This is a genomic window from Spirochaetaceae bacterium (genome assembly GCA_009784515.1).
In the GTDB taxonomy this organism is placed as follows: domain Bacteria; phylum Spirochaetota; class Spirochaetia; order WRBN01; family WRBN01; genus WRBN01.
The window spans coordinates 1-25,228 of record WRBN01000017.1; the positions used below are offsets into that span (position 1 = coordinate 1).

The following is a 25,228-nucleotide window of genomic DNA, read 5'->3' on the forward strand; positions in this document are numbered from 1 at the left end:
CTAAAAGTGGTACCGGCCTCGTAAAGCACCCCATTAATAACCCCGCGGAAATGGCTATTTTGGTAGGTAAACTCGATACTTTCTATTAAATCGATATTATACAAAGCCACAAAGCGGCTAATCACATCAAAGGGCCGTAAGTTTAAAGCGGCCTCAACGGTTTCACTATCTAGGGTAAAAATAATATCTTCATCGTTAGCGCGCACCCAATAGGCCACATCAGTTTGGGCTACATCACCTAAAGCTAGGCTAATACTTTCGCCATTATGAGTACTAAAAGTGATACGCCCCTGCGGGTTAGCCAGTCCAAACTCAGCCATATTAGGGCGCACCCGCATATTTTGGCGCATAAAGGTAAAGCGTTGCAGCCAGTACTGCAAAAAGGCTTGCTCGGTGTTAAAGCTATCTATCATAGCATTAACATAGGGCTCGGTCATAAGCCAGCTGGTCCACAGCCTGTCATCGGTGCGCGGATTAAGGGCCAGCACAATACGGCCAAACCGGTTTTCTATCTCAATGCGGTTAAGCTGGGTAAAATCGAGCGGCTGCAGGCGTACTTCTAAAAAACTTTCGAGGCTACCAAAAAATTGGTCAAGGTAAAAATTATTTACCACGTAAACATTATTACTTCCGCTCACCATCACATAATAAGCAAGACCCGATGGCGTGGGTGCGCCGATGGCAAGGGTAAAGTTTTGCTCGGCTTCTACCTCGATGAAGATAGGGGTATCCAATCCATAAATACTTAACGGCAAAGCTTCGGCGGCCTCGATAATTTGAGCAGCCATCACATTACTGGCGGTAAAGGCCATTTGACTAAGCACAAAGGGGTTGATAGGCAGCGGTTCGCCGGCTAAACGCCAGCCGCTTTCATCGTGAGCAAACCGAAAGCTTGTATCACCTCTGTTAATGGTAAAAGCCGTTAAACCCGGCGCTGAGTGTACGTTGGTTACGCTAGGGGTAGTGGTTACTGCTTCGTCATCAGTTACCACTTGCCTTGTAGCTAGAGTGGTTAAACCGTAGATAATTAATAAGACAGCTAAAACGAGGGGAAGGATTAATTTTTTTTTGTTTTTCATTACAATTATAGTAGCATATCTTAAAATATTTGTTAAGACAAAGGTTATTATTTGCTTGACAATTAACAGGGATAGAGGTATACGAGTAATCAAGAAAGCCGTAAGGCTTAAAGTGGAAATCCACCTTTACACTAGAAAATAGTAACCTATTAGTTCTCAACTATCAACTATAAATGCTTCCTTTTATAACTCACCACAAAACCAACCACAAAAACCAACGCCGGCAGCACCAGCACAATAAGTGCCGCCAAAAGTAAAGCCGTTATATGGTTTAATTGCAACGGCAGCTCCAGCAAAGATTTAGTATCTATACGCACCACTTCGTTATCATCAAGCCAAGCTACGGCGTTAAGGATTAAATTGCCATTATCGGCCAGCTCGGTAAAGCCGGCTTCTTGCGCCAACACAAAAAGGCGCGCTCCCTCAGCCCGGCCAGTGGTCATATTTTGCTCGTAACTGGCCATTGCAAAACTGTGCCGGCCTGTACTCAGCGGCAGCGGGTTACCATTATCTAACTGCAAAGTAAGGCCGTTATTACTGGTGGTTAAAATGGGGGCAAGCATAACGTTACGCCTGCGCAATGGAGCTTCCTCAATAGCTAGCGGCCAAGCGGCTATTACTAAAGCGCCGGGCCGGCGGCTAATGCTTTGGGTAATAATATGATTCTCTAACCCGACAATAAAGATGTGCGGATTGCCGGTAAACTGCGGCAGCAGCCGCGTGCTATCGGTCTCCGAAATTAAATTGGCGGTAAGCGCCAAACCATATTCTTCTACTAAACGCGTCAACCGTTCAAAGCCGCCGCTGCTCACAAAAGCCGGCGGATTTAATTGCACATACAACCTGCCGCCGCCCGCTAAGTAAGCGCTTAAAACCGCTTCCTCTTGCTCACTAATATCGCGGCGCGGGTCAAAAAGCATAAGCATACTGGCATCGGCCGGCACCTCACCATCTGTTAATAACGATAAAGGCCGCACCGTGTAATTTAAATTCTCTAAAGCCGCAAGTAACGAACGGCCATCACTAAGGGCCAACTCGTGCAAGCCCAACCCGCTATGCCCCATCAGTAAATAAATAATCCCCTCACGGCCGTTCATAGCAAATTGCAGGGCATTGGTTACTAAACTTTCCACATTAATAGAGCTAATTACTTGCTCATCACCGCGCATAGAAATACCAAAAAACTCACGCGGGTCGATGATACGATGAAAAAGCGGCCCCGCCACAATAATACTGCCGTTATGTATTGTCTCCCCATCACGCACAAAGGGGGCCACGAGGGCCGGGTTACGCTCGGCATTAATCATACGGTAACTAACCCGATTACTGGCATTAGCATACAAAGCCAATACCTCGTTAATTTGAGCCACCTCCACATTACTAGTAACAATCCGTTCGTCCATTAAAAAATAAATATTAACATCTACATCAAGATTGTTTAAAATGGCCGCAGTTTCGGGCTCTAAGGTGTATAAACCCACACGTGTACTATCAATTTGCAAGTTAAGGTTAGAGGCCAGTAAATTAACAACCAGCAAGATAGCCGTAAAAACAACTAAGGTAACCACCCCGCTTACAGCGCGCCTGCTGCGCAGATTAAAGATTGATTTAAATAAGTTAAAAAAATTAGGCATAACGTCCCTCTTCTAAACGCCAAGCGGCAAGATAAACAAAAAAAGCGCTAAAACTAAGGTAAAAAACCACATCGCTCAGCCGTATCACACCGCGCAAAAAGTTATCGTAACGGCTGGAAAGGCTTAAGGCCAACATCATATTAGGAATAAGGCGTACAAAACCCTCATTTAAAATGAGATACAACAAACCTATTACCAATAACAAGCCTACAGCTACTAAAATGGTTAGCCGGGCATTGGCGCTTTTCCGCCATAACCGCCAGCTAAAAAGCAAAGTAATCACCCCAAAAGCCCCAAAACTAAAATTTACCGTAGTAGGTATTATGGGAATAAGGTTAGCCATAATCCAAAAGCTAAAGATAAGGCCAACGGTAAGCGTAGCGGCGCTCATTTGGCTATCAACAATGGTAGAAACATACAGCCCCAAACTAATAAAAGATAACGAAAGTAAAATATAACCCACCAAAGCCCCAGCCGCCAAGCCTAAATCGGGCCAGCCAAAAATATTTAAAATAAGCAGGTAAAATAATACCATCAATAAAGTAAGACCAAACATCGTAGCGGCAGCTAATACTTTACCCAACATAATCTCCAGCGGAGTGATGGGCGAAGTTAGCAAAAGCTGGTCGGTTTTAGCCCGCCGCTCTTCGGTGTACAGCCGCATAGTTAAAAGCGGTGAGGTAAAGAAAAATACTATCTGCGCTGGCCCTAAAAAGTTAGTAAAGTTACTGCTCATAGCAAATAAATTTTGTAAGGTAAACAGCAGGCCAATAATGAATAAATTGAGCCCTAAGTAAACATAACCTAAAGGGGTTTTAAAAAAATAAGTTAATTCTTTAAAATAAATAGCTTTCATAAAATTTCCTTTTATATGTGTAGTTACTACCAAATACAAACATCTTTACTCCCTCTGCACTAATACGCGTGAATGCTTTTCTTTACCGGCTAAATAAGGCCGATACTCTTTTTCACCAATAATTTTAAAGCCTTTTTCAAGTAACCCATTTAAGATAGGGCGGACCGAAACCGCAAAAGGGTGTTTATAATTGGCAGGAATATAACCTTTATCTACCAAAAGTGTTCCTTCATCATCATAGGTTTTATATTCTGTAGGTATATCTTTTACTAACATAATTAAACAGCCAAATTTGGCTTTTATATCGGCCTCTACTTCTGCCATATCACTTACCTCACAGCTAAATAAATAGCTGTACACATCGGTTTTACTTTTACCTGTTGCTAGAGGCAAACTCCTCAACGGTTCGGAGTTTGTATACTCCTTAAGCCCGCGCTCAAGGTTATTTGTTTTACCAATTTTACAAACATTATTTTGTAAAGTCGCTTGTACTATGTAAATATATTCTTCTGCCATTATTCTCAACTCTCACCTATTTCGTAAGCGAAAGAAAAATCTCTTCCAAATTTACTGCCGGCCGGCACCTAACTAGCAAAAATTTACGAATGTTTAATACAAAGTATTTAAATTGTTTTTATATAATTTAATGCGTTTCTCGGCCAATTCAATATAATCGCTATTAATATCGTAGCCTACATAATTACGGCGATTTTTTAAGGCCGCTATAGCGGTAGTGCCGCTACCTATAAAAGGGTCGAGTACAATATCTCCTGCAAAAGAATAGAGTTGTATTAATCTTTTAGGTAATTCTTCAGGATAAGGAGCAGGATGGCCAATCCGTTTGGCGCTTTCGGCGTTAAAATTCCAGATAGATTTAGTCCATTCCATAAAATCTTCTTTACTTATTGTATTTAATTTTTGTTCTTTTTCTTCTCTAGTACGTTCACGACTATAAGAACCCTTAGAAAAAATTAAAATATATTCGTGAATATCACGCAGAGTAGGGTTACTGGCGCTCTGCCAACTTCCCCATGCAGTAGAAGGGCTGGCACTAGCCGCCTTGTTCCAAATAATTTCGCCGCGCATATTAAAGCCAATTTCTAGCATAATTTGTGAGATATAAGCATTAAGTGGTATATAAGGTTTTCGACCTAAGTTTGCCACATTAATACAGGCTCTACCACCATTTACTAAGACACGATAGGTCTCAGTAAAACATTCTTTTAAAAGTTTTAAATATTCTTTTAATGATAAATCATCATCATACTCTTTGGACACATTATAAGGTGGTGAAGTTATCATCAAATGTAAAGAATTATTAGGTATACCTTGCATATTAGTACAAGAATTATTTATGATAGTATTTAAATATTGTTCTGGAAAAGTATTAGTAATAATTTCATCTTTAGTTTTAATCTCTGTATCAAGCTCTTTATATAATTTTGAGTTATAAAATTTTGAAGAATCGTGATTTATACGTCCCTTAGTACCAAAGGCACTTGTAACTGTTCCTTTTTCTTTAATTAAGGGTTTTGCCATAATTCTAACCACCTCTCTAAGGGTTTAAAGTTTATATCTGCTTTTTGCCAGTTAAGCATAATTTTCTCAGTTTGTTTGTGGGTAATTAATTTATCCATTACCTCACCAGCTATTTCTACACCACGCGGATTAGTTCCCACTTTGGGTAATTTAAGATAATTCTGATATCCTATAGCCTTTAAAAGCTCTAACTGTATACCCTTATAGACATAATAAAAACCGCCCTCACCACCCCAATTAATATGTACCAAAATCATATCACAACTAGGGCTATAATTTCTACAAAACTCTATTGCTTTTTGGGCATCTACCGTCCAAATAGCTTTAACTCCAGTAGTTTTTTTGCCACTTATCGTTTTAATAGAAATAGGATTACCAAACAAAACAACATCAGTCTCCGCTTCAGTGATAGACAATTCATACCTTACATTTTCTTCACCAAATTTGTAAACCAATAATGAGACGATTATACGTTCACGTACCGAACCTACTTCCATACCTACCTTACCAGCTCGCGAGCTTTCCAACTCAGCTAATTGAAAGAGATAAGGGAGTTTACTTCGCATCTTATTTATTAAAAGCTCATCAGTAAAGAGCTTGGTTATTTGATTATTCATAGAGCGATATTCGCGTAAATATATTAATTAGTCAAGAGGATTTTTTTGCTACTAACTACTCTCTCACCTATTTCGTAAGCGAAAGAAAAATCTCTTCCAAATTATCCGCTTGCCTACGCATAGCCAGCAAATCGGCGCCGCTAGCCACCACTGCTTTAGCCACCTCCGCCCTAATATCACTTTCCCCGCGGGCAGTTAGCTCAAAATCGGCCGTACCGGTTTCATCGCTCTCCACCTCCGTAACTTTAGTAATCTTATTGATGGCGGTTAGGGCCGCACTAAGGCCGACCGCATCACTTTTTTTAATCCGAATAATAAGTTTATTACTATCGGCCAGCTTACCGGCAAGGTTAGCGGTGGTATCGTTGGCGACAATTTTACCTTTACTAATAATTAGGGCCTGCTGGCAAACGGCTTGTACCTCGCTTAAAATGTGGCTGGAAAGCACAATGGTATGCTCTTTAGCTAAGGTGGTAATTAGGCCGCGTACTTCTACCATCTGTTCAGGGTCTAGGCCCACCGTAGGTTCATCAAGGATTAATAACGGCGGGTTGCCTATTAAAGCCTGCGCCAGCCCTACCCTTTGTTTGTAACCTTTAGATAAATTTTTAATTAATCTCCCTTTAACATGGCCAATCCCTACCAGTTCGTAAATACGTTCGCGCTCGATGGTTGCCTGCTTGGTATCTACTTTCTTTAAACCCGCCACAAAGGCTAGGTATTCGCTGACAGTAAAATCATCATAAAGAGGCGGCTGTTCGCCCAAATAGCCAATACCTTGTTTTACCAGCTGAGCCTCATCGGCTATATCGCGGCCATCTATCAACAACTGACCGCTGGTGGCCGCAAGGTAGCCGGTCATAATATTCATAGTGGTGCTTTTGCCGGCGCCGTTAGGCCCTAAAAAGGCGGTAACACTGCCGCTGGGTATGGTAAAGTTAAGGTTATCTATCGCCGTGTGCTGGCCGTACTTTTTGGTTAAATTGTTAGCTACTATCATAGTTACACTATAGTATATTTAAGCGGTAATGTATAGGGAGTAAGGCCGTTTATCTTAGCCTATTTCTTCTTCACTCACTTGCTCTAATAAAGTAAATTGCGGCAAAAATTTACCAATTTTACCGCTCATAAACTTTACCTCTACTACTAAATGGCCTTCTCGCATAGCCCTGTTAATAATTTTGCCAAAGCCGTAATGTTCGTGCCGCACAAAACTATTGGGGGCATAATTGTCGGCTTCGGCCGGTGGTTTTTCACCGATAATATGAGCTTCGGGCAGTTCGCTTAAAAAAAGACTGGGGCTTTTAGCTTCGGTACGGCCGTAAAGCATACGCCACTTAGCGTAAGTAAAATATAACTCTTTGCGAGCACGGGTAATAGCCACGTAAAACAGCCGCCGTTCTTCCTCTAGTTCGGCCTCGTAATCGGCATTATGTACATCGGCTTTGGGGAAAAGGCCATTTTCCAGCCCGGTTACAAAGACTCTATCGTACTCTAAGCCTTTAGTGTTATGCATCGTGATAAGGGTTACCTTGTTAGGGCTGTCGTCATCTTGCTGATTACTCCCTAAGCTGGTACTATCTAAAAAGTTAGTTAGCCCCTCTAGGCCGCGCCCGTAAATACGGCCGGCATTTACCAGCTCGTTAAGGTTATCTAACCTATTGGTGCCTTCACTTTCATCTTCTAGGCCATAATACTCGGCTAAGCCACTTTTATTAAGAGCCAGCTTAATAAAATCGCTTAATAACTCGCCGGCTAATAGCTCTTCCAACTCTTTTATTAAAGTTACAAAACTGGCAAGTCCGGCGGCCACTTTGCCTTTAAGAGCGCTTAAAGCTTTAAGAGCTGCCTCTATTAAGTTGCCGTTACTTTCGCTGCGGTAAGCAAAAACAGCGGCCACGCTTTTAGCTCCCAGTCCGCGACTAGGTTTGTTAATAATACGCCTAAAGGCATCTTCATCGTAGGGGTTAAGTAGTAAAGTAAGCAAAGCTAGGGCCGTTTTAATTTCCTCACGCTCATAAAAACTTAACGTACCTACTAATTGATAAGGGATATTTAACCTTGTAAAGATAGTTTCAAAAAGACGGCTTTGAGCGTTAGTGCGGTATAAAATAGCCGTTCCGGCCAAATTATTATCTTCTTTTATTTTTTGGGCAATAAAATTAACTTCGTCTTCGGCATCAATAACATTAACGACTTCCGGTAACTGGCCGCCTTCTTCGGCCGTAAAAAGAGTTTTGCCTAACCGGCCCTGATTATGGTTAATCACCGCATTAGCGCAGGCTAAAATATGGGCCGTACTGCGGTAATTTTGTTCTAGTTTAACCAGCTCGACCGGCTCAAAATTTGTTTTAAAATCAAAAAGATTGGCCGGTTCGGCCCCCCTAAAACGGTAGATAGATTGGTCGTCATCACCCACCACCGTAACAAAACAGTCATCTCCCGCCAGCAGCCTAAGCAGCTGGGCTTGGCTTAAATTGGTATCTTGATATTCATCTACCAAGATGGCTTTATACCGCCGCCGCACTTGAGAGCGCAAAACTTCATCGTTTTGTAAAGCCAGCAAAGGTAAGTAGATAAGGTCGCCAAAATCGACCGCTCGGTTTTGAGTTAAAGCCGCCTGATAATTACTAAAAATTTGCTTTAAATTACCCAGTGTGTCTAGGTTGTCCCAATCGTCCTCAAAGGTTAAAGCTTTATTTTTTACTTGCTCTATTAAATAGTAGTAATATTTTATGCGGTTGTCATCGGGGTATAAACGCTTAAGTAAACTTTGGGCGGCGCCGTCATCGTAAATGGTAAATTGCGGCGAAAGGCCAAGTTGGGCGGCATTACGGCGTAAAAAATAGGCCCCAAAACTATGAAAAGTGGTAAGCCGGCTTTGCTCGGCCTCTAAGCTAAGCAGTAAGGTACGCTCGCGCATTTCGCGCGCGGCTTTATTGGTAAAGGTTACGGCCAATATTTGCCACGGCTTAATCCCTAGTTTTTCTATTAAATAAGTTATGCGACAAGTTAGCACCTTTGTTTTGCCGCTGCCAGCGCCAGCTAACACCAATAAGTTTGGGCTGGCCGAAGTAACGGCCTGCTGCTGCGGCCCGTTAAGGCCAGAAAGATAGCTCATGGGCTAAGTATAGCATAAAAAAGGGGAAATGACAGCACTTCAAAACAGGCAATAGTTATAAGTGTTTTTGCGTTAAAGAGGCGCCTATCTCATAAATTTTTAACGTTATTTTTAGCAAAAGCGCATTATAAGTATTGACTGTTTTGAATTGATGTGCTAGTGTTTTTAATGTAAAAGATTACCAAACAAGGAGAGAAAAAAATGGTAAAAAATTGGGTTTTGTTAGTTGGATTAGTTTTGTTGTTGGCGTTGGTTGGGTGTAATCGAAATCAGCCTCCAAAAAAAAGTACTGATGACACCGGCGGGACATCGGCATGGAGCGATACTATTGATTTTGATGTAAGTGAAGAGGCTGAAGGAGAAAAAGATGAATAAAAAATTTATAGCTATCTTATTTTTAATTATAGTTAGCGCTACTTGGGCAAATGCTCAGGGAAGATGGACGCGCGTTTATCAATCGAGCGATGGAACTATGCGTATTATTTTAGAAGCAAGTAATAACGAGGGCACACGAGGTAATGCTACCGTTATAGCCGTACGGAACAACAGCCATTTTTTAGAGGGTGCAGGCCCATTTTTAAGCAGTACTTTTGGTATATTTATAGATTGGGTTGCCCCGCCACCCGCCAGAGCTATATTAAATGCAATAAGAGTACGGGAATTTGTAGAAGATGAAATAAATAGGTTGGTAAGCAGCGCAATGTATGGCGAGTTTACAGTAAATGTGAATACTGGGCAGCTTACTCTTAATTTAGTAAGAGGAACTGGCGAATTTTCTGAGCTGGCTTCACAGCCTGCACAGCAGCTTATTTTTAATTTTGGCCCCCAAGAAAGGATAAATGGAACCCTTACAACTATGACTATTACGCGTGATGGCCAAACATGGAGAAGAATTTAATAGAGGAGATTAAAAAAGTGAATAAAAAAATAATATTATTTTTAATTGCTTTATTTATGGTAATAGGGAGTAGTTTTTCTTTTGCCTATAACCCAAGAAGCGGTGGAGCCGTTACACCAACGAGGTCAAGGCCGACAATATCAGTACCAACACAATTTAACCAAAATAACGCCCCACTAATGGCGGGCCGTTTTAGGCTGGAGAGTAGCCCTTTTATTATACAATTATTTTATAGTAATAATCAGGCAAATAATGGAACATTTACAATAGAAGATTTTAATAATGGCCAAATCATTACTAGTGGTGATTTTACTATTAACAATAACCGCGAACTTGTGTTACTGCCCAACCGAAATACAACAACTATGGATATAGGTTTTTTAGTACAAAGATACACCATACATAACCCACGAACCTTTTCAGGTGGAACAGAACGTTGGGTATATTTGGATAATAACTAAACGTATATTCAATATGTATAAGATAATTGGTAACTATTTATTTATAGGTACCAAAAATAACTTAGAGCCTGTTCGCATAAAGGAAAATTAACCATGACACAAGCCGCAGGGTTGTGCACAAATGACACGAATAGGATTACTCTTACATTCGTGCAGCACGCGGCTAGCCCTTCGGCCCAGTGTGTCATTTGTGGTTATATCCTTACCTTGAATTCTCTTTTTTTGGTGTTTTTAGCGGTTCTATCTTGTTAAATACCTTTTTCTGCTGTTTTCTAGGAGGATTATTATCATTTTATTTCTATGTGAACAGCTTCTCATCTTTTGCCTACTTCCGGTGTATTTTATATTATAACACTCAATATAAAAATGCTTATCGGCTCTCTTTACAATTTTCCTTTTTTATGTTAAACTAAAAAAAAGTAAATTAATAAGGAGCTAAATATGAGCCAAAATGATATACAAGTAGAACTTGATAAGGTACGCCCGCATTTACAAAATGACGGCGGCGATGTGCAGATAGTCCGTTTTGATGGTAGCAGTAATATTTTATATGTAGAGCTACAAGGGGCTTGCAAAGGCTGCCCGCATTCGCAAATGACCATTAAAAATGGTATCGAACGTTATTTAAAAAGTATTTTCCCCGATTTGGTGGCGGTAGAAGCAGCTTAAAAAACTATCTCTTACGAGATAGTTTTTAATTAAGAATTAAAAAGTAAGCACCAAGAGATGGAAGGTAATAATTTACTGCTTATGTTTTTTAATTTCTACTTCTTAATTTTAATTTATCCCGGAGGGATACAACATGTCAAAATTAACTCATGAGCAATTAATTAAATTCCCTAAAATAGAGCTGCACCGCCATTTGGAGGGGTGTTTTTATCCGCCGGTATTATTTTATTTGGCTAAAAAAAATAAGCTCGATTTCCCCAGCGATTATACGGCTTTTGTTAAAGAACTGCAATTTCCGCAGGACAGCGCGCCCGATTTCCATCTTTTTTTAAGTAAATTTATTAATAGTTGGTATAAAAGCCTTGATGATGTGGCCGATGTGGTTTACGGCAGTGTTAGCCATATCGATACCGGCGATAACTTAGCTTACCTCGAGCTGCGTTTTAACCCTTATCACTATGCGGCGCGCAATAATTTTGAAGTTACCGATACCCTAAAGGTGGTACTACAGGCCGCTCAAGCCGCAGCGGCTAAACTGCCCTTTAAGGTGCGTTATCTGCTTACTTTTAACCGCATGCAATTTAAAGATAATGAAATGCTGGAGATTTTTAAAAAATTTGAAAAGTATAACAATTTAGATGAAATTGTAGGTATCGATTTAGCCGGTGATGAGGTAAACTTTCCGCCTGAACTTTTTCCTAATTTTTTTGATTATGTCCATCAGGCCGGCTATAAGGCGACTATCCACGCCGGTGAGGTATCGAGCGCCGCTCAAATTTGGACGGCGATTGATACCCTGCACGCCGGCCGAATTGGGCACGGAGTGCGCTGCATTGATGATGAACGCCTGCAAGAAGTTATGAAAGAAAGAAATATTGCCTTAGAGCAATGTTTGGTAAGCAATTACCAAACCAATGCGTGGGCCGATTATGCCAGCCACCCCTTAAGAAAGTTGTTTGATAAAGGACTACCGGTAACTCTTAACAGTGATGACCCTACGGTGCAAGGTAAAACGTTAAATGATGATTATATTTTGGCTAGTGAAAAACTCAACTTTACCCGTGAAGAATTTATTAAACTTAACCTTAATGCCATAGAGGCCAGTTTTTTACCGGCAGACGAAAAGGCCGAACTTAAGGTAAAATATTTAAATGACTGTGAATAACGATGTAAATTTTTATAGCGAACGAGCAGATAGTTATTACAACCGTGCCGATGCTTATAATTTACGAGATAAGCCGCAAAAAGCTATAGCCAATTATACGCATGCTGTAGATAATTATAACAAATGTATAGAGCTACAACCTAACAATAGTAAGTTTTACCAGAATAGAGCTTTGTGTTACAGGCAGCTGGGGCAATACATTAAAGCTATCAATGACTATAGTACGGCTATTGCTCTATCTCCGCAAACAGCAATACTTTATTACGAACGTGCCTATTGTTCCCATTTGCAAGATAATTGCCGAGAGGCCGTAACCGATTGTAGTACAGCCATCAAGCTGGAGCCTAATAATTATCTTTTTTATTATTATCGTGCTATGAATTACCACATATTAAACCAATATACTTTGGCAGTAGCCGATTATACTCAGGCTATTGCCCTTAGCCCCGATGATTATATTTATTTGGCCCGCGCCCAATGTTATGATAGGCTAGAACAATATGCCGAAGCAATAAATGATTATAGTAAATATATCGGATTTAACCCCGATTATTCATTAGTATATTATATGCGTGCCGCTAGTTATGATGGGCTTGGTCAAAGAGAAAAAGCTGAAGATGATTTAAAGATTTATAAAAAGTTAGAGAAAAAGCTAAAAATTAAAGATTTTCTAAAATTAAGATTTCGTAAATAATTTAATATTAAGTTATGTAATAAAACTGTTCAATTTGTAAAGCCTTTAAAAATTTATTATCGTGCGAGATAATAAGCAGAGTGCCGGGATAGCTTTTTAATACCTTTATGATATGAGTTTTAGTTGCTAAATCGATATTATTGCTTATCTCATCAAGTAAGAGCAATTTAGGAGTTTTTAAAGCAATTTTAGCTAAGCATAACCGGGCCTTTTCACCGCCCGAAAGAAATTTTATTTCTTTTTGTACATCGGCGTTGGTTAAAAATAAAAAATCTTGCAAAAAATGGCGCAGCTGGGTGGGAGATTTATCTGAAGTTAAAGCTTCAATCTCTTGGTAAACAGTGTTACTATCATTTAAATTGGAATAGTGTTGATTGAGGTAACCAATCTCATCTGGCTTTGGGGTATACCAATCACCCTCTCTGTTTACGGTAGGGTCGTCCATAATGGCCTTAAAAAGGGTGGTCTTGCCCGTACCGTTATTGCCGGTAATGGCTAAATGCTCGCCGCCCATTAGAGAAAAATTGATGTTATTTAATATAATTTTCTCCCCGTAACTCACTTTCCCCTTATTAATAGAGAGCATGGTTTTGGTAAAACTTTCTCCTACTGGTAAGGAAAAGTGGGTTTAATTACCTTAAGGCTGGGCAAACCGGTTAGCCGTTCCTTTAAAGCCTCTTTATGGCTGGTTATATCATTAAGTTTTTTACCGGCTGTTTTGCCGGCATTACCAGCTTTGGCATCACCCACCGCCGGTAACCAGCGCTTTTGAGCCACCATCTTTTTACCATGCTCACGGCTCTTTTGGGCACGTTCTTGCTCTTTCATCAGCTTTAAGTGGCTTTCTTTTTTATCTCTTTTAAGTTGTTTTGCCTCATTTAAAGTACTCTGTTTGTTTTGAGCAATAGTGGCTTGATAATCATTATACTTGCCGTTAAAAATGTCAATTTTACCATTATTAATATACCAAAGTGTTTGCGGGATAGTTTGTAAAAGTTCTTCATCGTGGCTAATAATAATTAAAGCGCCTTTATAATGCTTTAACATTTTAAACAGCGAGGCACGGTTTTTGCCGTCTAAATGGTTGGTAGGTTCATCTAACAGCAAAATATCGGGGTTATTGGCTAGCGCTAAAGACAAAGCTTTATTAAAGTTCTCTGCTCCGCTTAAATTATTATTAGCGCTTATAATTTGCGGCACATAACCAATATTGCTGCTGTCATTATGAAATATCTGGCCTGATGATGGCTCTAATCGGCCACTTATCATCTTTAGCAGACACGATTTACCGCTGCCGTTATTACCCATAATGGCAATACGGCTGCCCGGTGGTATTTGGGCATTAAAGCCGATAAAGCAAAATTTATCACCAAAAGATAAGCTTATATCTTTAATTATTATAGAGTTAGACAATTAAGATTGTAACCCACCCAATAATCTCTGCAACCCCATTGCGCCGGCCTTACTTTTTAGCTCTTCGCTTATTTTTATAAAGGCGGCATGATGAGCGCTTTTAATAAGTGTTTGCAACATAGGCACATCGCGGTTATCCACAGCGACTGGGTCCAGCTCGATGGCAAGGCATTCAAAGCGGCCATTAAGAGTTACCTTAACGAGCCCACCGCCCGATTCACCGCTTACCGTAATGGCCTTAAGCTGGGCCTCTAACTCCTGCATTTTATCTTGTAAGGCGGCGGGGTTTTTTAACATATTTAACATATCCATAGGGTTAAAATTCATCGACAATCTCTCCATCAAAAACTTCGGTAATTAAATCTATCTTCTGTTGGTTACTCAACTTGTTTTCGTTTATTTGTGCGGGCTCCGGCTCAGCAACCATCGCTTTAGCTTTTGCTATCGGCTGGGTTTTAACTGCCGGCGCTTCTTCTTGATAGCTCACAGCAGGGTTTAAAGTTACTGGCTCACTCCTTTTTTCCGCAGGAACAGCAGTAACTACCTTTGCCGCGGGAGCCTCAAAATTTTGTATCTGCGCCGGCTGCTGCGGAGCAATTAAATCTTGCTGCAATTTAGCTAGTTCTTTAGTAATTTCATAATTATTAAGGTAATATTTTAGTACGCAAAGTTTACTTAAAGCCAGTTCCAGCTCGAAACGAGGATTAATGCTAAATTTAATCTCTCTAAACAATTTAAAAGTTACATCTAGTGCCATCTCTAACTGGCTAAGCGTTAAAACCTCTACCGCTTGTAAATTAAAGTGGTTACTGCCGGCTCCTAGCAAACCTTCTTTAGTAAGATTGTTTTTAATAAGTAATAAATTGCGCAAATACTCGGCAAAATCGGTAATAAATTGCTCTACGCTTACGCCTTTCTCCATTAAATTGTCGAGTAAAGTTAAGCAGCCGGTTCTATCTTCATTAATAATAAAACCAATTAAATTATTAAGTTCATCTAAGCTTAATAAGCCCATCTTTTCGCGTATCTTAGCAAGGGTAAGCTCGCCATCGCTAAAGGCCACCGCTTGGTCAAAAAGGGTATAGGCATCGCGCATACTGCCGGCCCCTTCTTTCGCCAGCCAAAAGAGGGCCTCGCTATCGGCCTTAAGCCCCATCTCGGCGGCGGCGGCGGCTAAGGCCTCTTTGATGGTTTCGGTAGCAATTAATCTAAAGTTATATTGCTGGCAGCGGCTGCGGATAGTAGCCGGCACCTTATGAATCTCGGTGGTAGCAAAGATGAAGATGATGTACGGCGGCGGCTCCTCGATGGTTTTTAAGAGGGCATTAAAAGCACTGATACTTAACATGTGAACTTCGTCAATAATGTAAATCTTATATTTACTACCAGTAGGCGGGAACTGCACTTCTTCTTTAATTTCGCGTACATCACCCACACCGGTGTTACTGGCGCCGTCAATCTCTATTACATCAAGACTGCTGCCTTTGGCAATTTCGATACAGTTATCGCAGACACCGCACGGGGTAGCCGTTGGTCCTTCTTTGCAATTAAGGCTGCGTGCCAAAATGCGTGCGGAGGAAGTTTTGCCCACCCCGCGCGGCCCGGCAAACAAATAAGCGTGGGCAATACGGCCGCCGCTAATGCTGCCGGAGATAGCGTGGCTGACAAATTCTTGTCCAAGTAAAGTGTTAAACCCTTTGGGACGGCGGCGGGTAGCGGTTACTTCGTAGCTCATATATGGGTAGTATATAGGAATTGGGGGGTTTAGGCAATGGAAACAAAACAAGAGATTTTTCATTTATTTTGACAAAGCCTATAAAGTAGGCTATACTTAAGTGATGAGTGATGTTATTTTACACAACCGTTATTATACGGTGGAAGATTACTTTGCCTTGTCTGAAGAAGGCATACGAACCGAGCTCGAGAACGGCAAGCTTTTTATGTCGCCTTCGCCAGTTCCTAACCATGCAAAGATTGGCCGTAATTTGATTTGGCAGCTAGAAAATTATTTGCAGAATAAAAAATGTGAACTATTTTATGAAACTGATATAGAACTTTTTGAGGGTGAAGATACCATCTATTGCCCCGATATTATTGTGGTATGCGACCCAAGTAAAATTGCCGACCGCTGCATCGTTGGTGCGCCCGATTTTATCATCGAAATAGGTTCATTTGGCACAATTAAAAATGATTTAGGTAAAAAACGTTTAGCTTATGAACGAGCCGGCGTAAAAGAATATTGGGTAATACGTAACCCTTATTGGGTGCATTGCTACCTATTAAATGAAGAGGGTAAGTATAGCGAAAGCGTTTACCGTAATGAAGTAGCTGTTAAGGTACAAAGCCTTGAGGGTTTAACAATTGATTTTAGCCATTTACAAAAAATTTAATTATGAATAGCATAGCTGACAAACTCTCTCCCTAGTAAAGTATTAAACCCTGTGGGACGGCGGCGGGTAGCAGTTACTTCGTAGCTCATATATAGGTAGTATATAGGAATTGGTGGGTTAGGCAATGGAGAGAATTTTAACTTGACAAGCTAAAATAATGCAGCTACAATAGCCTAGTAAATAAAGCCTTATGGGCTTTTGGTAAACAGGAACTCCTGACGAGGTAAAAATCTTATTAGGAGGTGCTTACGATGGGTTTATTTTTCTTTAGTAAAAGAAAACTGCTTGTAGTCCTGATTATCTTAGCGACACAAGCAGCATTTTACTCAACACCGCTTTACTAATTTAGTTAGGCGGTAAAAAACCTGAACGGTTTCTTAGTCCTGTTAGCAGCAGGGCTAAGTTTTTATAAGTATAGCTAATTTTTGGAAAATTGTCAACTAATTTGAAGGCAGGGGAGTGCCACATTAGTGTATTTTGTCATTACGAGCGTAGCGAAGTAATCCAGCTTAAATTGTTGCACTTAAATGGATTGCCACAACTTTCTACGAAAGTTTCGCAATGACAAAAAAGTTTCAAGTACACTAGTGTGGCACTCCCTAGCCTTATCCAGCTCTTGACAGAGTAAGCCAAATAAAGTAAGCTTACAAATTAAGGAGACTAACTAAATGCCTTGTGGTAGAAAGCGTAAACGAAAAAAGATAGCTACTCATAAACGTAAAAAAAAGTTACGTAAAAATCGTCATAAAAATAAAAAATAGGGCATAAGCGCCCTATTTTTTATTAACAGAACCGCTTCTTATTTTTAGTATCTCCTTCATCAACTTTTAACCGGCCTAATTGTAAATTATCAGCCTTTATGTTATGTTAATAAAATGATGATGAAGGCCTTTGCCCTAGCCGTTAGCCTATTTTTGTTTACTTGCAGCCGTACCAACCAGCAGCCGTTTGTACACGGTCAGCTCGAAAACGGCTTAAGTTATTACATTATGCACAACGCGGTGCCCGAAGGCCGTGCGTTGTTTTATCTTGCGGTTAGGGTTGGCAGCAGCGCCGAAAGCGAACACCAACAAGGTATTGCCCATTTTATAGAGCATATGGCCTTTAATGGCACCAATCGCTTTAACCGCGGCGAGCTGGTTAGCTACTTAAGCAGCCATTATGGGGCTAGTTTCGGCCCCGATATTAACGCCCACGTCAGTTTTGACGAAACCGTTTTTAAATTAAATATCCCGTTGGATAGACCCAATGCCCTTAACGAAGTTTTATCGCTTTTGCGTGATTGGGCCGATGGTATTACCTTTAACGAAGCAGAGGTAGAGCGCGAACGTGCCATTATTATAGAAGAATGGCGGCATACCCAAAACGCTAACCGGCGGTTTAATAATTTAGCTTTACCTTTATTATTAGAAGGTACCGTTTATGCCAATCGGCTGCCCATTGGCCAAGTTAGTCAAATAGAGAGTTTTACCGCCGATGATTTACGTTCTTTTTACGAACAGTGGTACCAAAGCCACAATATGGCCATCATTGCGGTGGGCGATTTTGAAGTTGCCGAAGTACAAAGGGCCATAGCCGAACAATTTAATAGCTTACCCACCGGCCGACAGCCGCCGCCCGATACACGTTACCCTATAAACGCCGGTGATAACCGCTTTTTTGTGATGACCGATGACGAGCTGCTGGGCAATAGCCTAGAACTGTACTTTAGGAGCAACGGCCGGGCCGCTATCGAAAATAAGGCCGATTTTGAACGCGATATTAAAGACCGCCTTGTTGCCTATATGCTTAACGAACGGTTGCGTTTATTAAGTACTCTGCCGCAAAGCCCGCTTTTTAATCCGCAGGCCGGCAGCGCCATTATCGGCCACGACCAATTTTTTTGGGTTATGCGCACCGGTTTTAGAGAAGACACCGCCCTCGAGGCTTACAACTATTTGTTAGAGGTACTCCATCAAGCTAGGTTATTTGGCTTTAACCAAAGCGAGCTGGATAGAGCGTTAGCCGACCATTTAGCGATGTTTACGCAGCAGCAGGCTGAGCAAAACCATACCCAATCGCAGGTGCATATCAACCGTTTACTGCGTATGTTTATCTACGGCGGCCGCCACTTTACCGCCGATGAGGCTTTACGGCTTTACCAAAGAGTAAGCAGCCGCATGACCTTACAAACTTTACAAGAACATTTAATTACTTTAACCAATACCCGTTCTTATAGTATTTTAGCCTCGCCGCCGCACCCGGCTATCCCCAGCGAAACCGCTTTGCGGCAGCATTTTATTAACTTTGATAGCTCGGTTATTATCCCTTTTAACGATAGCGTAACTAATAATATTATCTTTGCCCGGCCCGGCAGCGGCGGACAAATTACTAAAGAAGAACAATTTGATGAAGATATTCTTTTATGGACACTTGATAATGGCATACAGGTTTTTGTACGTGTAGGCAATAATACCGCCAATACCGTGCTCTTTCAAAGTGTGGTTGCCGGCGGCTTTAGTGATGTAACCAACGAAGAGCACCTTTCGGCCCAATTTAGTTTAACGCTGGCCGAGGAATCGGGCTTTGGCAACTTTAGCCAGCTTGGCTTGCAGCAGGCTTTAAGCGGGCAATATGTTGATGTAGCCCCCTATGTTAGGTTATTTAATAGAGGTTTTAGCGGGTACAGCAGCAACGAACACCTAGAAACCTTATTTAAACTTATCTTTTTAAAAAGTTACGAAGGCATTAATGCCAACGAAATTATATTTACCCAGCTAAAAAACCATTTTATCCAAAGCTTTAGCCAATTTGCCGGCAGTCCCGAAGAAGCCTTTGACAGAGTAGCCATTACCGCCCTTTACGGCGATGCCTATAACCGCTTTTTCGGCTTAATTAATTTAGATGATTTAGCTAATATTAATTTTGATAGCGCCGTTAATTTTTTTGCAGCCGGTTTTAATGAGCAAAGCTTAGCGGATATGACCTACTTTTTTAGCGGGGCTGTTAACCTTGACCATCTGCGTAAATTAGTTAAAATTTATTTAGGCTCGCTGCCGCCGGCTTTGCCCGCTTCTTTTACGCCGATAGTTATTCCGCAGCCCGATAGCAGCCGGGTGCATCGTGTTCATTTAGGTTTTGATGAACGCGCCGATGTAATGGTGGCTTATGCTTTTAACAGCCCTTATAGCTTAGAAGATTCGGCTTATTGGAACATTATGCGCGAGATGCTGGAAATGCATTTAATTGAAACTATCAGAGAAAGGTTAAATTTAGTTTATTTTCCTAATGTACAGCTTAGCCGCTTAGGTTACGGCGAGCGGGTAAATTTACGTATTCTAAATACCACCGACCCAGCCCATGCCGAACAATTAGTAGAGATAATTAAAGCCGAAACAGTGGCCCTATTACAAGGATTTTATAGCGATAATTATTACCAAAGAGCTTTAAGTGTTCTGCGTGAGCAAGAGCTGCGGCTTAGGCAAAACGATAGCCATTATTTAAATGTGATGAGCCTTTTTGCCGAGCAGCAGCTGCCCTTTAGCCAAATAGCTACCGCCTTTAACCAATATGCAAATTTTAACTTTGATTATTTGCAACAATTTTTAAACCGCATTAATACCAATAGCACGGCGGTAGCGGCTATTCGTTTACCAAGTAATTAATAAGTAACAAATATAAAATTGGGTTAGCCCTTTAACGGAGGAAGACAATGAACAAAAGAGAAGATTACATTTTTACCAGCGAGAGTGTGGGTGAAGGCCACCCCGATAAGGTGTGCGACCAAATATCCGATGCCGTATTAGATGCTGCCTTGAGCTTAGACAAAGAAAGCCGCGTAGCCTGCGAAGTATATGCCAGTACCGGCTTAGTGGTTATTGGCGGCGAAATTACCACTCAAGGTTATATCGATACTTTAAAGCTTACCCGTGATGTGCTTAAAGATATTGGCTACAACAGCAGCGAATTTGGCATTAACTACCGCGACTGCGCCGTTATTAATATTATTAAGCCGCAATCGGGCGATATTGCTATGGGCGTGGATAGCGCCGAACAAGGGGCCGGCGACCAAGGTATTATGTTTGGTTATGCCTGCCGCGAAACCGCCGAGTTTATGCCTGCTCCTATCCACTTTAGCCACAGTATGCTTATTAAAGCCGATAGCGTGCGCAAAAGCGGCCGGCTTAACTTTTTACGGCCCGATAGCAAAGGACAGGTAACGGTACGTTATAGCAAAGGCAAGCCGGTGCATATCGATACGGTAGTGCTTAGTCACCAACATAACCCCGATGTAGATATGGCCACGTTACGCGAGGCTTTAATTGAAGAAGTTATTAAAAAAGCTTTACCGGCCGAATTGTTAAGCGCCAAAACCCGTTATTTAATTAACCCTACCGGCCGTTTTGTAATTGGCGGTCCCGAAGGTGATGTTGGCCTTACCGGCCGTAAAATTATTGTTGACACTTACGGCGGCTCGGCACCGCATGGCGGCGGGGCTTTTAGCGGTAAAGACCCCAGTAAAGTAGACCGCAGCGCCGCTTATATGGCCCGTTACATTGCCAAAAACATTGTGGCTAGCGGTGCGGCCGAACGTATTACCGTACAGCTTAGTTATGCCATCGGCATAGCCGAACCGTTAAGTATTTTTGTAGATACGCACGGCACAGGCGAAGTAAGCCATGAAAAGATTGAGGCCGTTATCCCGCAACTATTTGGTTTAAAACCTTCGCAAATTATTAGCAGCTTAGGTTTAAAGGCCCCTCTTTACCGCAAAACGGCCAGTTACGGCCACTTTGGCCGCTCCGAATTTCCGTGGGAAAAACTTGATAAAGCGGAAGCCCTTAAAAAACTATGGTAATTAAAAATTAATAATTATAAGTTACACTAATTATTAATTATTAATTTATAAATGGCTACACTATAAGCCGGCATAGCAACCAAAGTTACAGCTGTGCCGGCTTTTTTAAGCTGAGGCTCGTTACAGTGATAGCTGCCGTTATAAAAAAAATCACTCTCTAAACGGTAGGCTTTTGTGATATAACCGCTAATGTCTAATTCATCTTCGCTTAAATCTGTAAAATTAAATAAAATAATATAAACAAAATTTTTATCTTTACTTATAATTAAATTAAAACTATCGGTAGTAATTTTATTTAAAGGCTCTAATTTCTTAAATATAGTTTTATCCAGCAGCAAGCTGCTATAATGTAATTCGTTATCATTTATAGTTAAATTTTCACGGTAAGTAAATAACGATAAATTATTACTTAAATAACGCCAAAAAGCCCGGCTAGGTTCCGGCATAATATTTAAATTTAACATCTCTTCGGCGGCCATGTAATCTTTACTTGTCTTATCCAAATTAAAACCGATTAACCCAAAAGAGGGCCTCGTGTTTAGTTTAGTTATTAAATGAGCAGTTACCTCTTTACTCACGGGGCTAGGCCAATGGTTAAAATTTAAAAATAAACCATCAATATTATAGCGCTCTTGCCAATAGCTAGATACCTTAGTGAGATAATCGCAGCTGCTAAGATATTGCTCGTTACTACTATTAAGATTAAACAAAAAACCATAGGGTGATGAGCAAAAAATGTCGGCACGTTTAGGGATAGCCCGTGCCTGCGGCGATACCAACAGCGGCAGCTCGAAGAGGATACCAATTTTTAACCTAAATAGAGCCTCCAGCACTAAACTAATAAAATGGTTACCACTCAGGTGGTCATCGGCTATAGGGTTTATGCCCAGCGGGTTAAACTTAACATGGCTGACAATACCAACGTCATCTTCTTTTAAAAAATGATTAATGATAAAGGCCGTATTTTTAACCAAAGGAGCCACCCTAAGCAGTCCTACCCAGCCGGCCACCTCATTTAAATTGATAGTAAGTAAGTTACGTTCTTTAAGCCAATCGTTACTTTGTTTACGGTAAAAAGGCCGGCCCGGTGTGGTAAGCAACGCCAAACGATGATAAAAATTAAACAATACCGCATTAGGCAGCTGCTGCATATAAGTTATGCTATATTTTAAGTAACCATTATTATTATATTCTTTAAAAAGCTTTAACCCCAGCTCACGCTCGCTTGCCGTTGGAGCCAACGCCTCTTCTAATTTACGCCAAATTTTAGCATCTTTTTCACCCATACCCTCATTATATCACAAATTGGCCCATTTTTTTAAGATGGCTATTAAGCTGTGCCGGGCTTCGTGGTTTGGCAGCAGCCGTAGGGCCTCTATACCCTCATTTAAGAGCTGTAAGCCATATTCTTTAGCTTGATGGGCGGCACCACTTAATAAAGCACTGGCCTCTTTAATAGCCAAAATACTTTCGGCCCGATTGCTGCTTTTAGCCTGTACAAAAAGCCGGGCCAGTTGCTCCCTTTCTTTAGTATCTGTGGCATATAAAATTACCGGTAAGCTCTTTTTACCTTCAACAATATCGTCGCCAAATTCTTTGCCTTCAATACCTTCTTCGGTTATATTTTTAACATCATCAATTATCTGAAAAGCTAGGCCAATTTTAGCCCAAATCTTGCCGTAATTAATAGCCTCGTTAAGGTTATCTTTGGCCATCAGGTAACCTATCTCGGCAGCTAAACCGGCTAAGGCCCCCGTCTTTAATAGGCACATCTCTTCGTATTCCTGCCGGCTAGGCCAATAACTATGGGCGTTATGCCAGTTAATATCTAAAGCCTGCCCCAAATGCACACAACGCATAGCTAAACTGTAACGCTTATAAATTGTTAAGGCTAAATTAGGATTACTTTGAGCTAACTCATCAATTAAGATGGTAGGGGCAAAGTATGCTAAGTTAGCGCTATTAATAGAGTTATCTAATCCATAAATTTTATGGATAGCCGGCTGCCCGCGCCGCAGCTCGGCGGCATCTTCAATATCATCAACTACCAAGCTGGCATTATGCAGCAGCTCTACTAAAGGGGTAAAAAACAGGGCATCGTCATCACCGGCGCCTAAAGCCTTGCTGGTTAAGCACATAATTAACGGCCGCCAGCGTTTGCCGCCGCGTTCTATTAATTGTCTTACCGGTGTGGTGGCTAAAACGGTGCCGGCCGTTAGTGTGCTGCCACTTTGCCGGCTAAACCAAACGTCCGGCTGCTCTTGGATTGGCCACAACCGGCTTAACCTAGCCTCGATATTATTTAGGTAGTTCTCCATCGTCTTTCACCTGTAAATTAAGATAATTTAACATTTTACCCCGCCCGGCAAAAAGCTTAACAAGGTAACCGGCCTCTTCGTGGTTATAGTTTAAGATAATAAAAGCCAGCATTTTACTATTTTCGGTACGGTTATGGTAACCGGCCAGCAAGTTGTGCCAGCTAACTAAGCTGGGTTTATCTTGCCGCTTAAAGGCTAAACGAGCTAAATTATTATAACTGTAAAGATAAAGTGCGTCAAGGGTGTTAAGATATTTATTACCTTGCTCGTTAAGCATAACCGTAAAGTTAGCTTGCCAAAATTTTAAAGTTTTTTTAAGATTAATAATATTGCGTAAAGGGCTGTTTATTGTGTGAGCCAGCAAATTTAGTCCATAAAAGATAGGGTTAAGTGTTACCGGCCGCTTGCTTTTATCTTTAATACTAGCCAAACTGTAAATAGTACCTGCTTTAGGATTAATGAGGTTACCGGTAAAAGGCGGCAAGGCGCGCCTAAGTTTTTTATCTTTATTACTTAAGTTGCCCTCTGCCGTAAACCCTAGCTCCTCACCGCCCGAACCGCAGCATAGCTTAAACGGCTTAGCCGCCGTCTCGTTATAAGCCGTTATTTTTTGGCTTAGTTCGGCTAGGTCGTCTAAACTATTTTCGCCGGCGGCATAAAAAAGCTCCAGTTCATCGATAAAGCCGCTATTTTTTTCGATAAACTGCCACGCCCCTGCCAGCTGTAAAGGGTTTAAAAGCCTAACGTTAAGGCCCGCTTTATGTAAGGCCGGGGCCAACTTACGCAAGCTCATTAAAGGGGCATAAAGCTCGTCATAACTTTTAGCGATAAAATACTCTTTAGCCAGTTGTTTACTATCTATAGCCGCCAAATTGGTTTTAAGCTCACGCAGACGGCCCTGCAAACTGGCGTAATCCCAGTGGCTATGGCTGTTACCGGTATTCATTAAACGCTCTTCCATAAAAAGCAGCCGCCTTTTAACGATGGTACGATAGTTACCGGCCAACTCTTCGGCCAAACTAATGGCGCCGGCATTAGCCGTTAATAGTTTTTCGCTGCTTAAAGGAGCCAGCTGACAAAAAGGCTCGCCGCTATAACCCTCATTAAAGTTAGGCAAAAAGAGACGGTTAAAACGCTCGATACTTTTTTTAAGGTAGGCCAGCTGCCGCTGCTCATCGTTTTGCAGCTCGTTAAAAAAACGCTGCAAAGCCAAATCGTTCAGGGTTAGATAATGGTAAAACTGCTGCGCACCGGCTAAGTAAGGTAAAACCGCTAAGTAACTTACCTGCCTGCCCTCTTCGCGCAAATTAAATTGCAGGGCCAAGTTAACCTCTAACTTTAATAAGGCGGCAACCTCTAAAGCTTCGCCTAAAGCCTCTTTATGACTTAGGCCGGCGGCGGCAATGGTAAATTTACTTAACCCCTGCTTAAAAGCCGCCAAAACCAATAAAGTAGCATTTTTATAATTACTTAATTTAACATAATCATCGTAAATAAGTTGCTTATAGCCGGTTTCGGCTACCTCAACTAAATTAAG

At 41.2% G+C, this 25,228-nt stretch carries 24 protein-coding genes; 9 read left to right on the top strand and 15 right to left on the bottom strand.

The window, feature by feature from the left end:
* The 8 genes from FWE37_03285 to FWE37_03320 form a co-directional block, all read right to left on the bottom strand.
* Window positions 1-1,079: DUF4340 domain-containing protein (locus FWE37_03285; protein MCL2520015.1), on the bottom strand; the 1,079-nt coding region annotated here is incomplete at its 3' end.
* A gap of 167 nt (window positions 1,080-1,246) precedes the next feature.
* Window positions 1,247-2,713, bottom strand: coding sequence for a Gldg family protein (locus FWE37_03290; protein MCL2520016.1), 1,467 nt, complete (start codon window positions 2,711-2,713; stop codon window positions 1,247-1,249).
* Entirely contained in the window at window positions 2,706-3,569 is an 864-nt protein-coding gene (locus FWE37_03295) for an ABC transporter permease (protein MCL2520017.1), read from the bottom strand. The genes FWE37_03290 and FWE37_03295 overlap by 8 nt, the downstream gene beginning before the upstream one ends.
* Window positions 3,570-3,614: 45 nt before the next feature.
* On the bottom strand, window positions 3,615-4,085 hold the full coding sequence (locus FWE37_03300; protein MCL2520018.1) for a GIY-YIG nuclease family protein: 471 nt from the start codon (window positions 4,083-4,085) through the stop codon (window positions 3,615-3,617).
* A 93-nt stretch (window positions 4,086-4,178) separates the two neighbouring features.
* Window positions 4,179-5,108: a site-specific DNA-methyltransferase gene (locus FWE37_03305; protein MCL2520019.1), complete on the bottom strand. Its 930-nt coding sequence runs from the start codon at window positions 5,106-5,108 to the stop codon at window positions 4,179-4,181.
* The gene (locus FWE37_03310) at window positions 5,093-5,725 is read right to left on the bottom strand and encodes a ThaI family type II restriction endonuclease (protein ID MCL2520020.1); all 633 of its coding nucleotides are present in this window, start codon (window positions 5,723-5,725) and stop codon (window positions 5,093-5,095) included. The genes FWE37_03305 and FWE37_03310 overlap by 16 nt, the downstream gene beginning before the upstream one ends.
* A gap of 67 nt (window positions 5,726-5,792) precedes the next feature.
* Window positions 5,793-6,725, bottom strand: coding sequence for an ABC transporter ATP-binding protein (locus tag FWE37_03315; protein MCL2520021.1), 933 nt, complete (start codon window positions 6,723-6,725; stop codon window positions 5,793-5,795).
* A 54-nt stretch (window positions 6,726-6,779) separates the two neighbouring features.
* On the bottom strand, window positions 6,780-8,846 hold the full coding sequence (locus FWE37_03320) for an ATP-dependent helicase (GenBank protein MCL2520022.1): 2,067 nt from the start codon (window positions 8,844-8,846) through the stop codon (window positions 6,780-6,782).
* 201 nt (window positions 8,847-9,047) lie between these two features.
* Between FWE37_03320 and FWE37_03325 the strand changes: the two genes are divergently transcribed.
* The 6 genes from FWE37_03325 to FWE37_03350 all read left to right on the top strand — a co-directional run bounded on the left by FWE37_03325 (window position 9,048) and on the right by FWE37_03350 (window position 12,733).
* The gene (locus FWE37_03325) at window positions 9,048-9,221 is read left to right on the top strand and encodes a hypothetical protein (GenBank protein ID MCL2520023.1); all 174 of its coding nucleotides are present in this window, start codon (window positions 9,048-9,050) and stop codon (window positions 9,219-9,221) included.
* Window positions 9,214-9,744: a hypothetical protein gene (locus FWE37_03330; GenBank protein ID MCL2520024.1), complete on the top strand. Its 531-nt coding sequence runs from the start codon at window positions 9,214-9,216 to the stop codon at window positions 9,742-9,744. Before FWE37_03325 ends, FWE37_03330 begins: the two co-directional genes overlap by 8 nt.
* 17 nt (window positions 9,745-9,761) lie before the next feature.
* Window positions 9,762-10,205, top strand: a complete 444-nt coding sequence (locus FWE37_03335) for a hypothetical protein (GenBank protein ID MCL2520025.1) — start codon at window positions 9,762-9,764, stop codon at window positions 10,203-10,205.
* A 441-nt stretch (window positions 10,206-10,646) separates the two neighbouring features.
* On the top strand, window positions 10,647-10,874 hold the full coding sequence (locus tag FWE37_03340) for a NifU family protein (GenBank protein ID MCL2520026.1): 228 nt from the start codon (window positions 10,647-10,649) through the stop codon (window positions 10,872-10,874).
* 133 nt (window positions 10,875-11,007) lie between these two features.
* Entirely contained in the window at window positions 11,008-12,039 is a 1,032-nt protein-coding gene (gene add, locus FWE37_03345; GenBank protein ID MCL2520027.1) for an adenosine deaminase, read from the top strand.
* Window positions 12,026-12,733 carry a tetratricopeptide repeat protein gene (locus FWE37_03350; protein MCL2520028.1) on the top strand — a complete coding sequence of 236 codons (708 nt, stop codon included), beginning with the start codon at window positions 12,026-12,028 and terminating at the stop codon, window positions 12,731-12,733. Before add ends, FWE37_03350 begins: the two co-directional genes overlap by 14 nt.
* Before the next feature lie 7 nt (window positions 12,734-12,740).
* Here the strand turns inward: FWE37_03350 and FWE37_03355 are convergent, their stop codons facing one another.
* Genes FWE37_03355 through dnaX form a run of 4 tightly spaced genes read right to left on the bottom strand, consistent with a single transcriptional unit; the run spans window position 12,741 to window position 15,881 of the window.
* Window positions 12,741-13,295 carry an ATP-binding cassette domain-containing protein gene (locus FWE37_03355; protein ID MCL2520029.1) on the bottom strand — a complete coding sequence of 185 codons (555 nt, stop codon included), beginning with the start codon at window positions 13,293-13,295 and terminating at the stop codon, window positions 12,741-12,743.
* Window positions 13,296-13,339: 44 nt separating this feature from the next.
* Window positions 13,340-14,146, bottom strand: coding sequence for an ATP-binding cassette domain-containing protein (locus tag FWE37_03360; protein ID MCL2520030.1), 807 nt, complete (start codon window positions 14,144-14,146; stop codon window positions 13,340-13,342).
* The gene (locus tag FWE37_03365; GenBank protein MCL2520031.1) at window positions 14,147-14,473 is read right to left on the bottom strand and encodes a YbaB/EbfC family nucleoid-associated protein; all 327 of its coding nucleotides are present in this window, start codon (window positions 14,471-14,473) and stop codon (window positions 14,147-14,149) included.
* Window positions 14,463-15,881 carry a DNA polymerase III subunit gamma/tau gene (dnaX, locus tag FWE37_03370; protein ID MCL2520032.1) on the bottom strand — a complete coding sequence of 473 codons (1,419 nt, stop codon included), beginning with the start codon at window positions 15,879-15,881 and terminating at the stop codon, window positions 14,463-14,465. The genes FWE37_03365 and dnaX overlap by 11 nt, the downstream gene beginning before the upstream one ends.
* Before the next feature lie 103 nt (window positions 15,882-15,984).
* On the opposite strand from dnaX, the gene FWE37_03375 reads away from it, so the two are divergent.
* From FWE37_03375 to metK, 3 genes are all read left to right on the top strand, one after another.
* On the top strand, window positions 15,985-16,536 hold the full coding sequence (locus tag FWE37_03375) for a Uma2 family endonuclease (protein MCL2520033.1): 552 nt from the start codon (window positions 15,985-15,987) through the stop codon (window positions 16,534-16,536).
* An 875-nt stretch (window positions 16,537-17,411) separates the two neighbouring features.
* The gene (locus FWE37_03380; protein MCL2520034.1) at window positions 17,412-20,180 is read left to right on the top strand and encodes an insulinase family protein; all 2,769 of its coding nucleotides are present in this window, start codon (window positions 17,412-17,414) and stop codon (window positions 20,178-20,180) included.
* A 47-nt stretch (window positions 20,181-20,227) separates the two neighbouring features.
* The gene (gene metK / locus FWE37_03385; GenBank protein ID MCL2520035.1) at window positions 20,228-21,373 is read left to right on the top strand and encodes a methionine adenosyltransferase; all 1,146 of its coding nucleotides are present in this window, start codon (window positions 20,228-20,230) and stop codon (window positions 21,371-21,373) included.
* A gap of 26 nt (window positions 21,374-21,399) precedes the next feature.
* Here metK and FWE37_03390 read toward each other — a convergent pair whose 3' ends face one another.
* The 3 genes from FWE37_03390 to FWE37_03400 all read right to left on the bottom strand — a co-directional run.
* On the bottom strand, window positions 21,400-22,659 hold the full coding sequence (locus tag FWE37_03390) for a hypothetical protein (GenBank protein MCL2520036.1): 1,260 nt from the start codon (window positions 22,657-22,659) through the stop codon (window positions 21,400-21,402).
* Window positions 22,660-22,671: 12 nt separating this feature from the next.
* Window positions 22,672-23,691 carry a polyprenyl synthetase family protein gene (locus FWE37_03395; protein ID MCL2520037.1) on the bottom strand — a complete coding sequence of 340 codons (1,020 nt, stop codon included), beginning with the start codon at window positions 23,689-23,691 and terminating at the stop codon, window positions 22,672-22,674.
* On the bottom strand, window positions 23,672-25,228 hold a 1,557-nt coding region (locus tag FWE37_03400; protein ID MCL2520038.1), incomplete at its 5' end, for a hypothetical protein. The genes FWE37_03400 and FWE37_03395, both read right to left, overlap by 20 nt.

What these genes read in the sequence shown, in the direction of transcription:
- FWE37_03290 (MCL2520016.1), bottom strand. Translation starts at nt 2,713, where the DNA reads ATGCCTAATTTTTTTAACTTATTTAAATCAATCTTTAATCTGCGCAGC.
- FWE37_03295 (MCL2520017.1), bottom strand. Translation starts at nt 3,569, where the DNA reads ATGAAAGCTATTTATTTTAAAGAATTAACTTATTTTTTTAAAACCCCT.
- FWE37_03300 (MCL2520018.1), bottom strand. Translation starts at nt 4,085, where the DNA reads ATGGCAGAAGAATATATTTACATAGTACAAGCGACTTTACAAAATAAT.
- FWE37_03305 (MCL2520019.1), bottom strand. Translation starts at nt 5,108, where the DNA reads ATGGCAAAACCCTTAATTAAAGAAAAAGGAACAGTTACAAGTGCCTTT.
- FWE37_03310 (MCL2520020.1), bottom strand. Translation starts at nt 5,725, where the DNA reads ATGAATAATCAAATAACCAAGCTCTTTACTGATGAGCTTTTAATAAAT.
- FWE37_03315 (MCL2520021.1), bottom strand. Translation starts at nt 6,725, where the DNA reads ATGATAGTAGCTAACAATTTAACCAAAAAGTACGGCCAGCACACGGCG.
- FWE37_03320 (MCL2520022.1), bottom strand. Translation starts at nt 8,846, where the DNA reads ATGAGCTATCTTTCTGGCCTTAACGGGCCGCAGCAGCAGGCCGTTACT.
- FWE37_03325 (MCL2520023.1), top strand. Translation starts at nt 9,048, where the DNA reads ATGGTAAAAAATTGGGTTTTGTTAGTTGGATTAGTTTTGTTGTTGGCG.
- FWE37_03330 (MCL2520024.1), top strand. Translation starts at nt 9,214, where the DNA reads ATGAATAAAAAATTTATAGCTATCTTATTTTTAATTATAGTTAGCGCT.
- FWE37_03340 (MCL2520026.1), top strand. Translation starts at nt 10,647, where the DNA reads ATGAGCCAAAATGATATACAAGTAGAACTTGATAAGGTACGCCCGCAT.
- add (MCL2520027.1), top strand. Translation starts at nt 11,008, where the DNA reads ATGTCAAAATTAACTCATGAGCAATTAATTAAATTCCCTAAAATAGAG.
- FWE37_03350 (MCL2520028.1), top strand. Translation starts at nt 12,026, where the DNA reads ATGACTGTGAATAACGATGTAAATTTTTATAGCGAACGAGCAGATAGT.
- FWE37_03365 (MCL2520031.1), bottom strand. Translation starts at nt 14,473, where the DNA reads ATGAATTTTAACCCTATGGATATGTTAAATATGTTAAAAAACCCCGCC.
- dnaX (MCL2520032.1), bottom strand. Translation starts at nt 15,881, where the DNA reads ATGAGCTACGAAGTAACCGCTACCCGCCGCCGTCCCAAAGGGTTTAAC.
- FWE37_03375 (MCL2520033.1), top strand. Translation starts at nt 15,985, where the DNA reads ATGAGTGATGTTATTTTACACAACCGTTATTATACGGTGGAAGATTAC.
- FWE37_03380 (MCL2520034.1), top strand. Translation starts at nt 17,412, where the DNA reads ATGATGATGAAGGCCTTTGCCCTAGCCGTTAGCCTATTTTTGTTTACT.
- metK (MCL2520035.1), top strand. Translation starts at nt 20,228, where the DNA reads ATGAACAAAAGAGAAGATTACATTTTTACCAGCGAGAGTGTGGGTGAA.
- FWE37_03390 (MCL2520036.1), bottom strand. Translation starts at nt 22,659, where the DNA reads ATGGGTGAAAAAGATGCTAAAATTTGGCGTAAATTAGAAGAGGCGTTG.
- FWE37_03395 (MCL2520037.1), bottom strand. Translation starts at nt 23,691, where the DNA reads ATGGAGAACTACCTAAATAATATCGAGGCTAGGTTAAGCCGGTTGTGG.